A 16,849-nucleotide genomic window follows, 5' to 3' on the forward strand; every position below is an offset into this window, starting at 1 on the left:
CGTAGATGAGACTATATTTGTAGTAGATGTAGCAATAATGCGCTATTTTGTCTTAGTTTAATGTTCTATCTTAGTTTACCAATGGAGCACTTGCTGGTGGCAAGTCACGCTTCTTAATCACGTATCGCAAGCGAATTAACATCAGCGTCGCTGAAACGCTCAAGCCCGTTAGGATACCAATCCAAAAGCCTTCTTCACCCATTGCAGGAACAATGTGGTCTGTTAAGCCCAACACCATGCCCAGTGGTAGTGCTAAGCCCCAGTATGAAGCGATAGCTAAGATCATCGGGATCTTAGTGTCTTTATAGCCACGTAGTGCGCCGTTAGCAGACGTTTGCAATGCATCGCTGAATTGGTACATCGCCGTAAAGGTCAACAATACCGCTGCCGTAGCGCTTATTGCAGGGTCGGTCGTGTAAAGTCTAATGATCCACTCAGGGAACAGCAGGAACATCGCAACCGAAAGCAATGAAATTAACGCTGCAACCAAGATACCGACTTTGCTGCGCTCAATCGCTCCGAGTTCGTCTTTCTCGCCTAATGCATGTCCAACACGAATCGTAATGCCAAATGAGATACTCATAGGAACCACGTAAGTTAGGCTTGAGATGTTAAGTGCAATTTGTGCCGCTGCCACGTTCTCTGCACCAATACGACCAATCATCAGTGCGATTACCGCAAAGATACTGCCACACACCGCGATGTTCATCCCGATAGGTAAACCTAATCTTAGAAGGTGAAGCATCTCTTTTGCTTTTGGTTTAGCGTCTGCAAAACTAATAATGGTTTTGTAGTGGTGATGACCTTTAATGTAGGAATACAGCATTCCTGACATTAACCAATAAACCAAGCTTGTCGCCCAGCCACAACCCACAGCACCCATTTCAGGGAAGCCAAACTTACCGTAAATAAGCACGTAGTTGACCGGAATATTCACCAACAAACCAACCACAGAAATGATCATCGGCACTTTGGTGTTGTTCATACCCTCACAGAAGCCATTCAAGGTGTAGAACAGGGCAATACCCGGCACACCAAAGGCGAGGGCGAACGCATAATCACTGCCAATTGGAATGATCTCAGCGGCAACACCAATCCATTCTAAGATCGGTTTCGCACTCACTAAATAAGCGATAAGTAATACGCTAGCAATTAATGCCAACCAAACCATCTGGAAGAATTCAACAGAGATACTTTGAAAGTCGCGTGCACCGCGGTGGTAAGCAACAACGGGTGTTAAGGCCATAATCACACCACGTAGTAGCAGCAATACAGGAATCCAAAGGCTTGTGCCGAGTGCAATAGCGGCGAGGTCGGCAGGGCTTACTTGGCCAGCCATTGTCGTATCGACAAATCCCATCGCTTGGGTAGCTATTTGAGTCAAAATGATTGGAACCGAAAGATGCATAAGCGCACCCGATTCACGAGTAAAAGGACGAAATTTCGTTAGCATGGAAGTTCACAACACCAATATAAATACACGAATGATGGCAGGATGGCCGGTGTGCATTTTAGGATGTGCCCCGTTGGGCGGGCGACAATATAAACACCTTACCGTATAGGGTCAAGCTTTGGATTTATAGAGTTTCACTTGCTCCGAGGTACGGATAGGTTCTGATGGTTACAACACGGGTTTAACGCGCGTAAGTTCATGATTTCGTGGGAATCATGCTAGATGGATAATTTATATATTTGCCACGCTAATCACTAAGGTTGTGGTGTGAGTGATTGTTATGGAAAGACAAAGGCTAGTACAATTGGTGACTAATGAACTAGGCAGAATTTTCTGTAGCACAGCTGTTATACAAATACAGGGATGAAAATGGAAATTACAGTTAAGAAAATATCGAAAAGGTCTCTTTTCAAAATGCTCTTTATCGGCTTTAGCCTGAGCTTCTTTGTCTTCTTTTTAGTATGTGGTATCGCATCTATATTTGGTGCGGAGACTGTAAAGTGGGATGAAACACCAGTAACGGGCATATCAGGCCTGCTGCTCGCCTTGGCAATGTGGCCAATATTTAGTTTGTTTCTAACATTATTTATGTGGTGCTTTGTAGCATTTGGCTTGTGGATTTACTCTTTGGTTAAACCTCTGAACCTGCTCTTTAAAGAAACTGCAGAGCACAATTAACCACTTGTATAACAAGAAGGTTAAGTTTGATTCACAATGTTTGGCACTTTCAATTCAAGCCGATTTTGAGTTTATGGCAAATGGATTAGCCAAGGTGTTAGCATTCAATTGAGGTAGTAATGTACGAAGTTGTTTATAATATAAAGTTTGAAGGGTTGTGGTCACTTTGTTTCGCTCTTCCCGGTTTGTTATTTATATATATTTCGGCTGAAGGTTATAAAAATAGAAAGAAATTATCCAGCTGGGATGTGCAAGTTGTTGGTAAGCCAGCGACTGAACAAAGTATAGGTATGGTTTTCAAAATACTCCTTATTTTTCAGTGCTTTGGGCTGCTTTAAGTGGGGGTGGCTTAATAGTTCAATTATATTCCCTTTTATCTGATTACGGTCAGGGTGAATATGATGTTGTTGAAGGAAGTGTTGAGAACTTTAACCCGATGCCTTATGGAGGGCATCAACAGGAAAGTTTTACTGTTGAGGGTGTTAAATTTAGTTATTCAGACTTTAGTATCTCCCCTGGTTTTAATAATACTAAGTCGCATGGCGGGCCTATAAGAAAAGGGTTAAGGTATCACATATAGATAATGTAATCCTGAAGCTTGAAGTGATGCGCTAAACACCGTGGTTTTTTATGCTACTTAGGTCTCTACTTAAACAGCATAGTTTTCCTATTCTGTTTGATTGTATAAAAGCGACCCTACGGAAATTGTTGGAGGATGTGTCGATGACTTGTCTTAAGTGCCAAGAAAAAAGTGTTACTGATTTTTGTGTCAAAGTGCCTAAAAAATTTCTTTGGTTTTCATGGTATGGATATCAAAGACAGACCTTATGTCGAGAACATTTATTATCGGAATATCGCAAGTCATTTACTACGTCACAAGCACGATTGGTTGTCTTCTCCCCCGACTTTGAATACAAAAGAAAAGGTCTCTATCAATACCTTCCAACTCCATTGCGTGAATTTGAAGAGTTTGCCCTTCACGATAATAAACAAGGGGAAAGAAAAGAAGATTTAATTGCTCTGAAAGAGACCTTTCGAAAATTACGTGGGTTTTGCGAGAAATGCGGCAAACCGGCACAGGTTGCTTTTTTTTGCACTGGTTCTTTTGCATGGGAACAAAAACCTTTTTCACCATGCACGACAAGTGATCAGGTCATCATTTCTTCTATCTGTGCGCAGCCTGAAATTCTGTGTATGCAGTGCTGTTATTCGCAGGTTGAACCCTCATTATCCGCGTGCGATTTAAAGCGAATTGGTGGAATTCACGCTCTTCCTCAACATGGAGAGCATTGTTTAATTGGAGTTGAAGAATGAAACATGATTATATTTTGCAGACCCGGTTAAAGATGGGGCACACAAATATTACATACTAGTTCTGTTTTTGATTGTCTCTAAGGCACTGTCGAAAGCGTCCCTTAAGGGCTCAGCTCAAATTTATTGCCACAAAGCCAGTAGAAAAACAAAAAGACCAATCCCAAGCGTTACTTTTAGAAGCAAGCCAAGAGGGGCTCCACCTTTTGGCGCTTTATTGCAACATCCCATAATCAGTTCCTAATTCATCGTTGGTTTCACTCAACCATAAACCTTTCCCTTACGGTAAGGTCAATGCTTTCTTAGTCATATAATCTGAAAAACAAAAAAGCGAACCAAGTGGTTCGCTTTTGTTTATCTAAAATCTACAAAAATTAGTCTTCGTAGTTGTCGATGCTTGGGCAAGAACAGATTAGGTTACGGTCGCCGTATACGTTGTCTACACGGTTAACAGTCGGCCAGTACTTCGAGTTCTTGGTTGCTTTCGATGGGAAGCAAGCAAGTTCGCGAGAGTAAGGGCGATCCCATTCTGCGCCTGAAAGGTCAACTTGTGTGTGCGGTGCGTTTACTAGAGGGTTATTGTCTAGTGGCCATTCACCCGCTTTCACTGCTGCCATTTCGTGACGGATTGCGATCATCGCTTCACAGAAACGGTCTAGCTCTTCTAAATCTTCAGATTCAGTTGGCTCAACCATTAGCGTGCCTGCTACTGGGAAAGACATAGTAGGCGCGTGGAAACCGAAGTCCATTAGACGCTTAGCGATATCTTCTTCGCTGATGCCTGTGTCTTCTTTAAGTGGACGAATATCGATAATACATTCGTGCGCTACGCGGCCGTTAGTGCCACGGTAAAGAACAGGGTAGTGAGGACGTAGTTTTTCCATCACGTAGTTCGCGTTCAGAATCGCTACTTTCGTTGCGTCTGTTAGGCCAGGTTCGCCCATCATTGCGATGTAAGCCCAAGAGATAGGTAAGATTGAAGCACTACCTAAATCTGCCGCTGATACCGCGTAGTCAGAACCTTGTACACCGTTTTCGATGTGACCTGGTAGGAAAGGTGCTAGGTGCGATTTAACGCCGATAGGACCCATACCCGGACCGCCACCACCGTGTGGGATACAGAATGTTTTGTGTAGGTTCAAGTGAGATACGTCTGAACCGATGAAGCCAGGTGAAGTTAGACCTACTTGAGCGTTCATGTTCGCGCCGTCTAGGTAAACCTGACCGCCCGCTGCGTGTACTTGTTCACACACTTCTTTCACTTGCTCTTCGTATACGCCGTGCGTAGAAGGGTAAGTGATCATGATGCTTGATAGGTTGTCTTTGTGCTTCTCGATTTTCGCTGCTAGGTCTGCCATGTCGATGTTGCCATCTTCATCACACTTAACAACTACTACCTTCATTGACACCATTGATGCTGTTGCAGGGTTAGTACCGTGCGCAGAGCTTGGAATCAGACAAACATTACGGTGAGCTTCACCGCGGCTTGCGTGGTAGCGTTGAATCGCGATTAAACCCGCGTATTCGCCAGATGCACCAGAGTTAGGCTGTAGTGAGAAATCGTCGTAACCGGTAATTTCACAAAGCTTCTCTTTAAGATCTTTCGCTAGCGCTGTGTAACCCGCCGCTTGCTCTAGAGGTGCGAATGGGTGAATAGAACCAAACTCAGGCCATGTTACTGGGATCATCTCTGCAGCAGCGTTCAGCTTCATCGTACAGCTGCCCAGTGGGATCATGCCGTGCGTTAGTGAGAAGTCTTTGTTCTCAAGCTGTTTTAGGTAACGCATCATTTGCGTTTCGCTGTGGTGCGTATTGAATACAGGGTGAGTTAGGAACTCTGATTCACGACGGCAGTTTTCTGGAATTGCTGCAAACTCGTTTGATGCAATGTCAGAAGACAGTACTTGAACGTCTTCTTTCACGTCGAAGATTGCAAACAGTGAGTTCACGTCGTCGATTGTTGTTGTTTCATCTAGGCTGATACCAATCTTACCAACAAGTCGACGAAGGTTGATGTCTGCTGCTTGCGCTTTCGCGTACAGTGCATCTGTCTTGTCTTCTGTGTTCAGCGTTATGGTATCGAAGAAGCTGTTGTTTGTTAGCTCGTAACCCGCTTTAGTCAGGCCTGCTGCTAGGATAGCTGTCATGTGGTGTGTACGACGAGCAATTGTACGTAGGCCTTCTGCACCGTGGTAAACTGCGTAGAAAGACGCCATGTTTGCTAGAAGTGCTTGAGCTGTACAAATATTTGATGTCGCTTTCTCGCGGCGGATGTGTTGCTCACGAGTTTGCATTGCCATACGTAGTGCTTGGTTACCGTGCGTATCGATAGATACACCAATTACACGACCTGGCATGGTACGCTTATGCTTTTCACGTGTTGCCATGAATGCAGCGTGTGGACCGCCGTATCCCATAGGAACGCCGAAACGTTGCGCTGAACCAATTGCTACGTCTGCGCCCATTTCGCCAACAGGCTTAAGTAGTGCAGAAGCAAGTAGGTCAGTTGCAACGGTTACAAGAGTCTTGTTAGCTTGAGCTTTCGCAATGATGTCAGTTAGGTCGCGAACTTCGCCTGTTGTACCAGGGTATTGGAGAAGCGCACCAAATACGTCTTGCTCTGGAAGTGTTTCAAGAGCACCAACCATTACTTCAAAACCGATGTACTCAGCACGAGTTTTAACAACTTCTAGTGTTTGAGGATGAACATCGTCGGCAACGAAGAATACTTTGCTCTTGCTTTTACCAGCACGCTTACACAGTGTCATGGCTTCGCCAGCCGCTGTCGCTTCATCAAGAAGAGACGCGTTCGCGATTTCCATACCAGTTAAGTCCATTACCATTTGTTGGTAATTCAGTAGAGCTTCAAGACGACCTTGAGAAATCTCTGGTTGGTATGGGGTGTAAGCTGTGTACCAGCCTGGATTCTCTAAAACGTTACGTAGAATAACGTTTGGAGTGAATGTGTTGTAGTAGCCTTGGCCAATGAAAGTACGTTTCACTTGGTTTAGGTTAGCGATCTCTTTAAGAGAGGTCAGCATGTCCATTTCGCTCAGTGGCGCAGCAAGTGTCATTGGTTTTTCAAGACGGATTTGTGCAGGAACCGTTTCGTCGATCAGTGCGTCTAGGCTAGTCGCGTTGATCGCTTCAAGCATTTTTTGCTGGTCTGCTTTGTTAGGGCCGTTATGACGAGCAACAAACTCGTTTTGCGTACCCAAGTCTTTCAGTAATTGGCTTTGAAGTAATTCAGTCATGATATGTTCTACTTTCTCTCTGGAGCCGTGAGCTAGCCCCTAAAATTAAGCTGCTCCAAAGAGCAGCTTTATCGTAATGAGGTTACCTATTAGTCTTCTTCTACAGAGCTTAGGTATTCTTCCGCACCTTTAAGGTTGTTTAGTTCAGACGCATCAGACATCTTCACTTTAACAATCCAACCACCTTCATAAGGTTCTTCGTTGATTAGCTCTGGGCTATCTTCTAATTCTTCGTTGATTTCTACAATTTCGCCAGAGATTGGTGCGTAGATATCAGAAGCTGCTTTTACTGATTCAACCAGAGAGAAGCTTTCGCCAGCTTCAATTTCGTCTTCAGTGTCTGGCAGGTCAACAAACACAACGTCACCTAGTAGCTCTTGAGCGTGCTCAGAAATACCAATAGTTACAGTACCGTCACCGTTGTCTTTTACCCACTCGTGGCTGTCTGCAAACTTTAGTGTATTGTCCATTGCTTATTCTCCAAAAATTTATGAGGTTTTAATTTAAATCTTAAAATTGGTTTAACGGTAAAGAGGGAAGCGCTTGCAAAGCTCTTTAACTTGCTTGCGAACACGTTGCTCAACTTCAGCATTGCCTTCAGGGCTTTCAACTAAGCCATCAAGTACATCGCCGATCCATTCACCGATAAGTTTGAATTCTTCAGTGCCAAAACCACGACTGGTTCCAGCTGGCGTGCCTAAACGGATACCAGAAGTAATCATAGGCTTCTCTGTATCGAATGGTATGCCATTTTTGTTACATGTGATCCCTGCACGCTCTAATGCTTCTTCAGTTACGTTACCTTTCAAGCCTTTAGGGCGAAGGTCAACCAACATTAGATGTGTGTCTGTACCGCCAGTCACAATGTCACAACCGCGAGTTTGCAACACTTCAGCAAGAACTTTTGCGTTGTCGATCACTGAATCAATATAAGTATTAAATTCAGGGCCAAGTGCTTCGCCAAACGCCACTGCTTTAGCCGCGATAACGTGCATTAGTGGGCCGCCTTGAAGGCCAGGGAACACTGCAGAGTTGATCTTTTTGTTGATGTCTTCGTGGTTCGTAAGAATCATGCCGCCGCGTGGGCCACGAAGTGTTTTGTGCGTTGTTGTGGTAACAACGTGTGCGTGTGGTAGTGGGCTAGGGTGAGCACCTGTCGCGATAAGACCCGCGATGTGTGCCATATCGACCATTAGGATAGCGCCAACTTCGTCAGCAATTTCGCGGAACTTAGCGAAATCAATAACGCGTGGGATAGCACTACCACCTGCAATAATCATTTTAGGTTGGCTTTCGACAGCTAATGCGCGAACTGCTTCGTAATCGATTTCAAGTGTGTCGCGGTCTACGCCATATTGAACTGCGTTGAACCACTTACCAGACATTGCAGGACGTGCACCGTGTGTGAGGTGACCACCAGCATCTAAAGACATACCAAGGATTGTGTCGCCAGGTTGAAGTAGGGCAAGTTTTACTGCACCGTTTGCTTGAGCGCCAGAGTGAGGCTGCACGTTTACGTATTCACATTTGAACAGCTGTTTAGCACGTTCAATTGCGATAGCTTCAACGGTATCTACGTGCTCACAACCACCGTAGTAGCGACGGCCTGGGTAGCCTTCTGCGTATTTGTTGGTTAGGCAAGTGCCTTGAGCTTGCATTACTGCTTTAGAAACGATGTTCTCAGAAGCAATAAGTTCGATTTGTTCGTTTTGACGAGTGTTCTCTGCTTGGATTCCAGCAAATACGGCGTCGTCAGTACCTGATAGGTTCGTAGAGAAAAAACTGTCTAAGCTGTGGTTTTGGTAAGCGTTCATTGTCGAGACCTTTCATTAAGCTAATGGTGATTGTTTTTATAGTCCATTAGGTCTTACGTTGATTTCTGCATCGGTATCGTTTGCGCTATATAGGTACAGACATACGTTGATTGCGTATTAAATATACTCTTACAGCATCTAAGCGATCGTTGTAGGGTCAATGCAGCACGAATTGGTTCCCAAAAAATCGGGTAAAAAAACAGCTCTCACAAATGTTAAATCTATCATTTGCGGCAAGCCGAAGTAGCATCTCTTCATCTAACAAGTCGATAACATAGCTCCGTTAAAATCAATTTTCAACAAAAATTTCCAATAGGAAACAGATTTTCTTGTTTTGCTACGGGGAGCACGCTTTATTTCTCTGTGTGCTCTTTAATCAACAAAGCGCTTTATGCAACAATGAAATTAATAGACAGGAAGTAAAAAATTAGTGAGGGACCTATGTCAGAAGACATTTATGATGAGTACCCATCTCTAACGTTGGCGAAGGAAACGTTAGACCAGAATATTGAACCACTTAGGCTCGGCCAGCGCATTAAAGACATTCGCGGTAAGCTAGGGATCACGCTAGAAGAGGCAAGCCAAAGAACAGGCTTGGCGCGTTCTACGCTCAGTAAAATAGAGAACGAACAGATCTCTCCGACCTTTCAAGCGATGCAGAAATTGGCTATGGGGTTGCAGATAGATATGCCGCAACTCTTTGAGCCACCAAGAAAAAAAGTCGCTACAGGACGTCGTGATTTAACCAAAGTAGGCCAAGGTAAACCACACCCAACACCCACTTATGAACACGAATTGCTTGCCACAGAGCTCTCTAATAAGAAGATGATGCCGTTTAAGAGTCGGGTGAGAGCTCGTACTTTTGAAGAGTATAACGATTGGGTGCGCCACGATGGTGAAGAGTTCTTAATGATCATCTCGGGTGATGTGATGTTCTACTCAGAATTCTACGAACCCGTGCCAATGAGTGAAGGCGATAGCATGTATTACGATGCGAATATGGGTCATATGCTGATTTCAACTAGTGCTGAAGATGCGCTCATTCTGTGGGTGACTGCAAAATAACTGTAGGTCACTGCAAAATAAGCTAACAAGTTTTGAATTTCTTATAGTGGATGCAAACGTTTGCTTTTGTTTTGAACGTTAGCTAATAGACGCGATATTGATGCGAAAATCATCAATATCGCGTTTTTGTATGTACCGAACAATTGTTTTTAAATTGTTAAATGTCACATTTTGAGCTGTTTGACTATTGTTAAGGGTGTAAAACTGACGCAGGCTTGTTTATTATAGTGAACATGGTTTACTCATGCTGATTGAAGTTTACTGAAGTGAATTCTTAGAAAGTGAGTTGTATGGGTTTTGTACAGTTATTCATAATTTATAGAGCCAACGATATAAGCCTATATAAAGGACATCACTTTTTACTATCTACTGTTTCTAACGTTAACCAGTATCGTTAGAGGCGACTCTAAATAGAGATATAAGCGGCAGACTCGATTTTGGACAGCCTGCAACGCTTCATGGAGAATAAAATGACTCAAGAACACGCTAATCAAGACCTACTAACAACACCACTGCATGCGCTTCACGTTGAAGAGGGTGCAAAGATGGTTCCTTTCGCTGGCTACGATATGCCAGTCCAGTACCCACTTGGTGTAAAGAAAGAGCATTTACATACTCGTGATGCAGCTGGTCTTTTTGATGTTTCTCACATGGGGCAACTTCGTCTACATGGTGCAAACGCAGCTGCTGTCTTAGAATCTTTGGTTCCTGTAGATATTATTGACCTTCCTTCTGGTAAGCAGCGCTATGCGTTCTTTACTAACGAGCAGGGCGGCATTATGGATGACCTGATGGTTGCTAATTTAGGCGACCACCTATTCGTTGTTGTGAATGCAGCTTGTAAGACACAAGATATCGACCATCTAACGGCGCACCTTCCAGCTGACGTCGAAATGGAAGTGATTGATGACCGCGCTCTATTAGCCCTTCAAGGCCCTAAAGCGTCTGAAGTTCTTGCTCGTTTCCAACCTAGCGTTGCAGACATGTTGTTCATGGACGTTCAAAAAGTCGATATCGATGGCGTTGAATGCATCGTGAGCCGCAGTGGTTACACGGGGGAAGATGGCTACGAGATCTCTGTTCCTAACGATCACGCTGAAGCATTGGCACGCAAGCTAACTTCAGAAGCGGAAGTTGAGTGGATTGGCCTTGGTGCTCGTGACTCACTTCGTCTTGAGTGTGGTCTATGTCTATATGGTCATGATCTAGACACAACGACAACGCCAGTAGAAGCTAGCCTTCTATGGGGTATTCAAAAAGTACGTCGTACAGACGGTGAACGTGCAGGCGGCTTCCCTGGCGCTGATATCATTCTTGAGCAAATCGCAACGAAAGATGTTCAACGTAAGCGTGTTGGTCTTGTTGGTCAAACTAAAGCACCAGTACGTGAAGGTGCTGAATTGTTCGATGCTGAAGACAACAAGATTGGCGTTGTAACAAGCGGTACTGCTGGCCCTAACGCAGGCAAGCCTGTTTCTATGGCTTATGTTCGTACTGACTTAGCGGTAATTGGCACTGAAGTATTCGCTGAAGTTCGTGGTAAGAAATTACCTATGACAGTAGAAAAAATGCCATTCGTACCTCAACGTTACTACCGTGGCTAATCTATTTTAAGAGAAACTATTGAGCTAAACAAAGCCTACTGTTTGCTTCTCTGTGTAGAGAAGTTCAACGGTAGGCTTTTTGGTTTTAAGCCCATCTCCCTTTTTATGAACGTATCTAATTTTAAGAGCGTATAACTTTCTATATCGCTACAAGCGCGGCGACCTGAAAGTTCGTTTTTTTAAAACGAGACATATGGCTATATCATTAAAATTGCTTACTATAATATTAGTCGTAACGTGTTATGGTGACGATTCATCATTTTTGTAAATAAGTAGTAAGGGTTACAAGGAGTTATCTATGAATGTTAACCATACAATGAGTCCGGTTCGTAAAGCCGTTTTAGGGCTGTTAGCTCCATTGATTTACACATCAAGTGTTATGGCGACGGAAAACTCGGTCGAAAGTGATCCTAATGTCGGTGTTTCACCTTATATCGTTAACGGTAGCAACGCTTCAGTCACCAATTTCCCATCAATGGCGAGCTTGTTTATCGATCGTATTGATTACGATGGGGTTTACTCAACGGGCTCATATTGTGGTGCAACGATTCTTGACCCAAGCCATGTTTTGACTGCTGCGCACTGTATTTATGGTGATGAGGAAGGACAGTTGTTTACTGTCGTTGTTCCTCAGATAGAAGATACCTCTCAATTCCCTAAGGGTAATATCCAGAAAGCGCGCGTTTCTGAGGTCTATTACCCTAGTGATTACTCGGATGAAATCAGCGACTTTTTGCGCAATGATGTTGCTATTCTCAAGCTAGAAAGTGCACTCAATGTTGATTCGATCAACGATGTTGTGAAGCGTCCATCAAATGAAACTTATCGTAATGCGGCGAGTGATTTTGTGGCCGTTGGTCATGGTAATACACGTACAGGCTTTGACGGAACCACCTTATTACAGAAAGTAACTCTGGCTTACGTAGATAACACAACGTGCAAGAACGCATTTACAGGTAAGGACAACCCAAATCCTCCTCTAACTGGTAAACAAATTTGTTTCACAGGTGATTTCAACATTTTCACTAGTTTATATGGCAGTACCTGCCAAGGAGACTCTGGTGGTCCAGTTTACTGGAAAGATGGTTCTGATTATCGACAAGTCGGTATTACTAGCTTTGGTCCTGCAACCTGTGGTGGTAGTTCTATCGTAACGTCCGTATTTACTGAAATCTACGATTATAAAGATTGGATCGATAGCGTGATCGCGGGTACAGAAACTGCTAAATTTGTTTCAACACACGCTAAGAGATCTGCGTACTCCGGCTTGAAGAAGAAGCCCGTTACAAGCTCTGGTAGCAGTGGTGGGAGTGTATCATTTGGCTTGCTAGGTATGTTGATGTTGTTTTCTGGCTTTAGAGCGTTTAATCGCTTTAGAAAATAGCTTTACGTTAAACACCCTGTTTTTGAGTAAGTCGACGCTTTAACAAGCGACAGCGTCGACTTAGTTATTTCGGTGTACTATCGATTCAAACTTGCTGATAAGCCTGCTTATTGATTTTCGCCTTCCTGCTATACCTTTCGATAATTTCATCCATTTGCTTTATTGCATCGTTGATATTTTGAATACCACCTTGTACAACACCTTTCTCGCTTTGGTTCAATGCAGAAAAAGCCTGTTTTAATTCTTTATCTTCTAGCATATTTCCGTGTAACAGCACTTCTTTGTAAGTCAGTAATCTCTGCTGTACCGCAATAATTTCATTACGGGTATCTTCTGATTCTAAAGCCTGTTGTATGCAAGGAAATGCCAATTTATAGAGATTCGCAATTTCCAATTTCACGCTATCATTATTCGCAATTTGCAATTTTTCTTATTTCCTAGCTCTGATAATTCAAACTTATCTACCCGCGCGTTAACGCCGTTGTAAGTGTGAAAGTCCATGAAACGTAACGTTTTTATCGGCCGAATAATATGCCTTTAATCGCTTATGTAAACTGTTCTAAGTCAATATGGTCTGCTTCTTGCTGAAATTAGGTCATAACTGTCTATTCTGGAGGTGCTTATGTCACAAGAACCTATAGTAATTGCGCTGATTGAGCGTAGGAAGCTAGGCAATTGGTCTCAAGAAAAATTAGCGGCTAGCGCAGGAATGAGCTTGAAAACCTATCAACGAATTGAGCGCGGAGAGGCTGATATCAAAATGTCTCAGTATCGTTCGATCACGAGAACTTTGAAAGTGACGGACTTGGATGTCGTACTCGACGTTGTAGGAGCGTCTGAAGCAGCAGCGGAAGATGTAGCTGCTGCTAGTCGTTTGTTAACCAGTGAAGAGCGAATGCTATTGATTAAACTGATTTTGTCGGTCAAAAAACAGAAGTAGCGTTTTGTTCCAATAGATATTTTCTAATCAATAGTGTTTTAAATACGTAGCCTCAAACAACCAGTCTTCGAATAAATTGTCTACGAATAAATAATGTCAGGTATCGTCTTTTGTCCAGCTAGTTAGAGCTAAAATGATTGTTTCATGGTGAGGTGCTCACTACGGACATGAAACCATTAGTCTACTCTTCCGCGAAGTTGTTTGGTGGTGCTTCTTTGCTTTTTACTTTCTAAACGTCTTTTTTGAGAGCCGCGTGTTGGCTTGGTTGCTCGTCTCACTTTTTGAACTTTTGTTGCTTCTAAGATCAGCTCTTTCAAACGTACCAAAGCATCGTCTCGGTTTTGCTCCTGAGTTCTGTACTGTTGAGCTTTAATGATAATCACACCATCTTTAGTGATACGACCATCTTTATGTGCCAGGAGTTTTTCTTTATAGAAATCGGGTAGGGTTGAGTGCTTTATGTCAAAACGTAAATGTATCGCACTCGATACTTTATTGACGTTTTGACCTCCGGCTCCTTGAGCTCTGATCGCGGTTAGCTGGAGTTCCCAGTCTTGAATTGAAACAGAGTTAGATATTTGTAACATAAACATCCATTTTGAACAGTAATATGGGGTCATGATACTGAATATTGGGTATGGTATCAGTAACTTTCTTAAAGAGTGGTAGTAGTGATGAAAATTGATTTAACGGCGTATGAAGGATTAATCTTTGATATGGACGGTACGTTGATCGATACAATGCCAGCACATGTGAAAGCATGGCAACACACGGCGGAAGAGTTCGGCTTTTATTTCGAAGCGTCTTGGCTGCATAGCTTAGGTGGAATGCCGAGTTATAAGATCGCGGGTGAGGTAAATAGTAAGTACGGTTTATCGCTCGACCCACAAGCGGTGTCTACGTTTAAAATGGCTTCGTTTGCAGCTATTGAAGACAAAGGAGATATTATCCCTTGTACGTATTCTCTTTTGATAGACCATCTCGGTGACAAGAAGATTGCGGTTGGAACGGGCAGTCAACGCAAGAGCGCAGAACAACTGTTAGATAAAACGGATATCTTGAGTAAGTTGGATATCTTAGTGACAGCGACAGATGTGAAGAATCATAAACCAAACCCTGATACTTTCTTAGCTGCTTGTTTTGGTATGGGTTTACAGCCAAAGCAGTGTGTTGTGTTTGAAGATACTCACCTTGGTAAGCAGGCAGCCCATGCTGCGAATATGGATTGCATTCTGGTAGTCGATGGGAATACGCTGGAGTTCTACCCCGCACCAAGTTGATTGTTGAGTGAACGACTCTAGAGTGAAATGAATAAGTTAGCGGGGCGGTGGTGCGACTCAGGCTTCTGCTATGCAATTTCGCTCATTTCGCTATCAAGGAACAAACATACACTGTTTCTACCTACTGCTTTTGCTTCGTACAGTGCTAAATCGGCGCACTTATAATTGAGTGCAGGTTCACCTGTTAGGTTGGTTATTCCGCCACTTATTGTAACGACGTTGTCGAACTCGATACTGATCGCGATTCTCAGCCTATTAAGCACATAGTCGGCTTCTTGTGGTGTCGTGTGAGGCAAGATAACCCCAAACTCTTCTCCACCAATACGAGCCACGAAATCGGTATCTCGACACTCACGTTGCAGTACCTGTGCTACTGTTTGTATGGCTTTATCGCCATAATCATGTCCAAACCTATCGTTAATGCGTTTGAAATGGTCAATATCCAATATGGCTAAGCAAGATTGCTCGCGATTAGGGTAGCGACTAACGCGAGAACACTCGTCACGAAGCTCCAGGTCGAACTTTCGTCTATTCCAACAGCCAGATAGTGCATCTTTTTCGCTAAGGTTTCTCAATTTATTCTCGAGCTCTTTGCGTTTGCTGATATCAACAAATGATGCAACATAAAATTGAATCACATCTTTTGAGTCTTTGATGGTTTGTATTCGAAGAATTTCCGTGATGAAGGTGCCATCCTTTCGTCGGTTCACCACTTCGCCTTCCCACATCCCTGTCTCTTTAATGACGCTCCACATTTTAATGTAGAACTCTTCATTATAGCGGCCAGCGTTAAACAATGAAGGCTGTTTACCTTTTACATCTTCTAACTCGTAGCCACTGACACGGGTGAACTCTTGGTTTACTTGTATGATTCGGTTATTTTTGTCTGTGATTAATAGGGCAGACATACCGTTCATTGCTGCTTTGGCGAGTTGGCTTTCGATACTGTTCTTCTTATGATTTTTGTTCCACAGTACGAAACCTGCAGAAATCATTGAAATCAATATCGAGAGTATGATTATCTGAACGACTATGGCGTGATTTTCTTGTTGAAACTGAGTGTTAAATTGATGTTCTTCAATATGAAGAACCATATAGATGGGTCCTTCAAACTGCTTAATCTTAGGGCTGATGTCAGAGTGAAAATACCAGTTTTTACCATCAAAATAGCTGGATGAGGTGCCGCTTTGAATATTCTGCCACAGGCCTGGGGAGAGTTTTGCATACGTCTTGTCTGAACGTGATTCAATCACATGCCCAAATGAATCCTCAGGGTCGGGCCCCATGATGACATGACCAGTATTATTAAGGATGACCGGAACTGTCGCTGATGTACCTATCTGGTAATGTAAGCGATCATAGATCTCGCGCATATTTAGGTTAGCAATGAAATAGCCAATAATGTGCTCCCCTACAGTGACAGGCGTCATAATGCGAAGTGTCGGCGAAAAGGGGCGAACTAACTCTCCATTTTCAACTTCTAGATCAATGCCTGTAGCTTTAACTTCTCCAATCTCTAATTCTTGTAGCTTTTTGTAGTAATCACGAGAGGATTTGTTTTGTAACTCGTGGTCTGGAGTGACAGTTGCGTGGCCATCTTTATAGTTGACGCGGAATACTTCATTAGCGTCTAGATCTAGGAAACGCAGTTGAGAGTAGTATTGTTGCCCGTGTGCCAATACAACCCACAGATCCTGCAGTGCTTGTTTGTTAGTAACTGAAGGCTCGGAAATGGAACGAAGTAGGGTCTGTGAGTCGGCAATAGAGGGAACCGCGTTTGATATTTGCTCAACAATAATAGCGAGTTGATGGAAGCTGTATTCGATTTGGTTTTGATTAGATTGTTTGATGTTTAGCGCATACTGGGCTTCAACCCGTTCAAATTCAGAGTTTATATAGAGAGCAGGGACTAATCCTAGGACAAACAGGGTACATAGAAATTGGCTGATTAGTTTTTTTATACTCGTATTCATCACTGTCCTCGAAAATCAGCGCAATACTATATATTTTGTAGGTCTATTAATGTGATCTTGACCCAAAACTTATAATCAGATGTGCATATTATT

General features: G+C 43.2%; 15 protein-coding genes. 8 read left to right on the forward strand and 7 right to left on the reverse strand.

The features are described from left to right. Positions 1–70 precede the first annotated feature (70 nt). On the reverse strand, positions 71–1,453 hold the full coding sequence (locus tag ACED60_RS00895) for an MATE family efflux transporter (protein ID WP_371726691.1): 1,383 nt from the start codon (positions 1,451–1,453) through the stop codon (positions 71–73). A gap of 363 nt (positions 1,454–1,816) precedes the next feature. Between ACED60_RS00895 and ACED60_RS00900 the strand changes: the two genes are divergently transcribed. The 3 genes from ACED60_RS00900 to ACED60_RS00910 all read left to right on the forward strand — a co-directional run bounded on the left by ACED60_RS00900 (position 1,817) and on the right by ACED60_RS00910 (position 3,445). Continuing rightward, a complete protein-coding gene (locus ACED60_RS00900; RefSeq protein WP_026012397.1) occupies positions 1,817–2,131 on the forward strand; it encodes a hypothetical protein in 315 nt (104 codons plus the stop codon). 119 nt (positions 2,132–2,250) lie between these two features. Continuing rightward, on the forward strand, positions 2,251–2,469 hold the full coding sequence (locus tag ACED60_RS00905) for a hypothetical protein (RefSeq protein WP_253820981.1): 219 nt from the start codon (positions 2,251–2,253) through the stop codon (positions 2,467–2,469). Between the two features lie 385 nt (positions 2,470–2,854). Further along, a complete protein-coding gene (locus ACED60_RS00910; protein ID WP_017092111.1) occupies positions 2,855–3,445 on the forward strand; it encodes a hypothetical protein in 591 nt (196 codons plus the stop codon). 371 nt (positions 3,446–3,816) lie between these two features. On the opposite strand, the gene gcvP is transcribed toward ACED60_RS00910, so the two are convergent. From gcvP to ACED60_RS00925, 3 genes are all read right to left on the reverse strand, one after another. Continuing rightward, the gene (gcvP, locus tag ACED60_RS00915; RefSeq protein WP_371726693.1) at positions 3,817–6,696 is read right to left on the reverse strand and encodes an aminomethyl-transferring glycine dehydrogenase; all 2,880 of its coding nucleotides are present in this window, start codon (positions 6,694–6,696) and stop codon (positions 3,817–3,819) included. Positions 6,697–6,785: 89 nt separating this feature from the next. Further along, entirely contained in the window at positions 6,786–7,166 is a 381-nt protein-coding gene (gene gcvH, locus ACED60_RS00920; RefSeq protein WP_371726694.1) for a glycine cleavage system protein GcvH, read from the reverse strand. A gap of 51 nt (positions 7,167–7,217) precedes the next feature. Beyond that, positions 7,218–8,510 carry a serine hydroxymethyltransferase gene (locus ACED60_RS00925; protein WP_017097964.1) on the reverse strand — a complete coding sequence of 431 codons (1,293 nt, stop codon included), beginning with the start codon at positions 8,508–8,510 and terminating at the stop codon, positions 7,218–7,220. A gap of 441 nt (positions 8,511–8,951) precedes the next feature. On the opposite strand from ACED60_RS00925, the gene ACED60_RS00930 reads away from it, so the two are divergent. From ACED60_RS00930 to ACED60_RS00940, 3 genes are all read left to right on the forward strand, one after another. Next, positions 8,952–9,575: a helix-turn-helix domain-containing protein gene (locus tag ACED60_RS00930; protein WP_012600696.1), complete on the forward strand. Its 624-nt coding sequence runs from the start codon at positions 8,952–8,954 to the stop codon at positions 9,573–9,575. A 470-nt stretch (positions 9,576–10,045) separates the two neighbouring features. Next, positions 10,046–11,179, forward strand: a complete 1,134-nt coding sequence (gcvT, locus tag ACED60_RS00935) for a glycine cleavage system aminomethyltransferase GcvT (RefSeq protein ID WP_029222778.1) — start codon at positions 10,046–10,048, stop codon at positions 11,177–11,179. Between the two features lie 298 nt (positions 11,180–11,477). Continuing rightward, positions 11,478–12,563 carry a trypsin-like serine protease gene (locus tag ACED60_RS00940; protein ID WP_371726695.1) on the forward strand — a complete coding sequence of 362 codons (1,086 nt, stop codon included), beginning with the start codon at positions 11,478–11,480 and terminating at the stop codon, positions 12,561–12,563. A gap of 85 nt (positions 12,564–12,648) precedes the next feature. Here the strand turns inward: ACED60_RS00940 and ACED60_RS00945 are convergent, their stop codons facing one another. Continuing rightward, on the reverse strand, positions 12,649–12,987 hold the full coding sequence (locus ACED60_RS00945; RefSeq protein WP_102257712.1) for a hypothetical protein: 339 nt from the start codon (positions 12,985–12,987) through the stop codon (positions 12,649–12,651). Positions 12,988–13,185: 198 nt separating this feature from the next. Here ACED60_RS00945 and ACED60_RS00950 point away from each other — a divergent pair, with 198 nt between their 5' ends. Beyond that, positions 13,186–13,503 carry a helix-turn-helix domain-containing protein gene (locus ACED60_RS00950; protein WP_009845174.1) on the forward strand — a complete coding sequence of 106 codons (318 nt, stop codon included), beginning with the start codon at positions 13,186–13,188 and terminating at the stop codon, positions 13,501–13,503. A gap of 176 nt (positions 13,504–13,679) precedes the next feature. Here the strand turns inward: ACED60_RS00950 and arfB are convergent, their stop codons facing one another. Next, on the reverse strand, positions 13,680–14,090 hold the full coding sequence (gene arfB, locus ACED60_RS00955; RefSeq protein WP_012600691.1) for an alternative ribosome rescue aminoacyl-tRNA hydrolase ArfB: 411 nt from the start codon (positions 14,088–14,090) through the stop codon (positions 13,680–13,682). Positions 14,091–14,177: 87 nt separating this feature from the next. Between arfB and ACED60_RS00960 the strand changes: the two genes are divergently transcribed. Further along, complete coding sequence (locus ACED60_RS00960; RefSeq protein ID WP_371726696.1) at positions 14,178–14,783, forward strand: beta-phosphoglucomutase family hydrolase; 606 nt, start codon at positions 14,178–14,180, stop codon at positions 14,781–14,783. 68 nt (positions 14,784–14,851) lie between these two features. Here ACED60_RS00960 and ACED60_RS00965 read toward each other — a convergent pair whose 3' ends face one another. Then, on the reverse strand, positions 14,852–16,756 hold the full coding sequence (locus tag ACED60_RS00965; protein WP_371726697.1) for a diguanylate cyclase: 1,905 nt from the start codon (positions 16,754–16,756) through the stop codon (positions 14,852–14,854). Positions 16,757–16,849 lie beyond the last annotated feature (93 nt).

This window comes from Vibrio sp. 1F279 (genome assembly GCF_041439815.1).
Lineage (GTDB): Bacteria > Pseudomonadota > Gammaproteobacteria > Enterobacterales > Vibrionaceae > Vibrio > Vibrio tasmaniensis_A.

Excerpts from the sequence above, each read along its gene's own strand:
- ACED60_RS00895 (WP_371726691.1), bottom strand. The coding sequence starts at position 1,453 with ATGCTAACGAAATTTCGTCCTTTTACTCGTGAATCGGGTGCGCTTATG.
- ACED60_RS00960 (WP_371726696.1), top strand. The coding sequence starts at position 14,178 with ATGAAAATTGATTTAACGGCGTATGAAGGATTAATCTTTGATATGGAC.
- ACED60_RS00930 (WP_012600696.1), top strand. The coding sequence starts at position 8,952 with ATGTCAGAAGACATTTATGATGAGTACCCATCTCTAACGTTGGCGAAG.
- gcvP (WP_371726693.1), bottom strand. The coding sequence starts at position 6,696 with ATGACTGAATTACTTCAAAGCCAATTACTGAAAGACTTGGGTACGCAA.
- gcvT (WP_029222778.1), top strand. The coding sequence starts at position 10,046 with ATGACTCAAGAACACGCTAATCAAGACCTACTAACAACACCACTGCAT.
- arfB (WP_012600691.1), bottom strand. The coding sequence starts at position 14,090 with ATGTTACAAATATCTAACTCTGTTTCAATTCAAGACTGGGAACTCCAG.
- gcvH (WP_371726694.1), bottom strand. The coding sequence starts at position 7,166 with ATGGACAATACACTAAAGTTTGCAGACAGCCACGAGTGGGTAAAAGAC.
- ACED60_RS00905 (WP_253820981.1), top strand. The coding sequence starts at position 2,251 with ATGTACGAAGTTGTTTATAATATAAAGTTTGAAGGGTTGTGGTCACTT.
- ACED60_RS00965 (WP_371726697.1), bottom strand. The coding sequence starts at position 16,756 with ATGAATACGAGTATAAAAAAACTAATCAGCCAATTTCTATGTACCCTG.
- ACED60_RS00910 (WP_017092111.1), top strand. The coding sequence starts at position 2,855 with ATGACTTGTCTTAAGTGCCAAGAAAAAAGTGTTACTGATTTTTGTGTC.
- ACED60_RS00925 (WP_017097964.1), bottom strand. The coding sequence starts at position 8,510 with ATGAACGCTTACCAAAACCACAGCTTAGACAGTTTTTTCTCTACGAAC.
- ACED60_RS00950 (WP_009845174.1), top strand. The coding sequence starts at position 13,186 with ATGTCACAAGAACCTATAGTAATTGCGCTGATTGAGCGTAGGAAGCTA.
- ACED60_RS00900 (WP_026012397.1), top strand. The coding sequence starts at position 1,817 with ATGAAAATGGAAATTACAGTTAAGAAAATATCGAAAAGGTCTCTTTTC.
- ACED60_RS00940 (WP_371726695.1), top strand. The coding sequence starts at position 11,478 with ATGAATGTTAACCATACAATGAGTCCGGTTCGTAAAGCCGTTTTAGGG.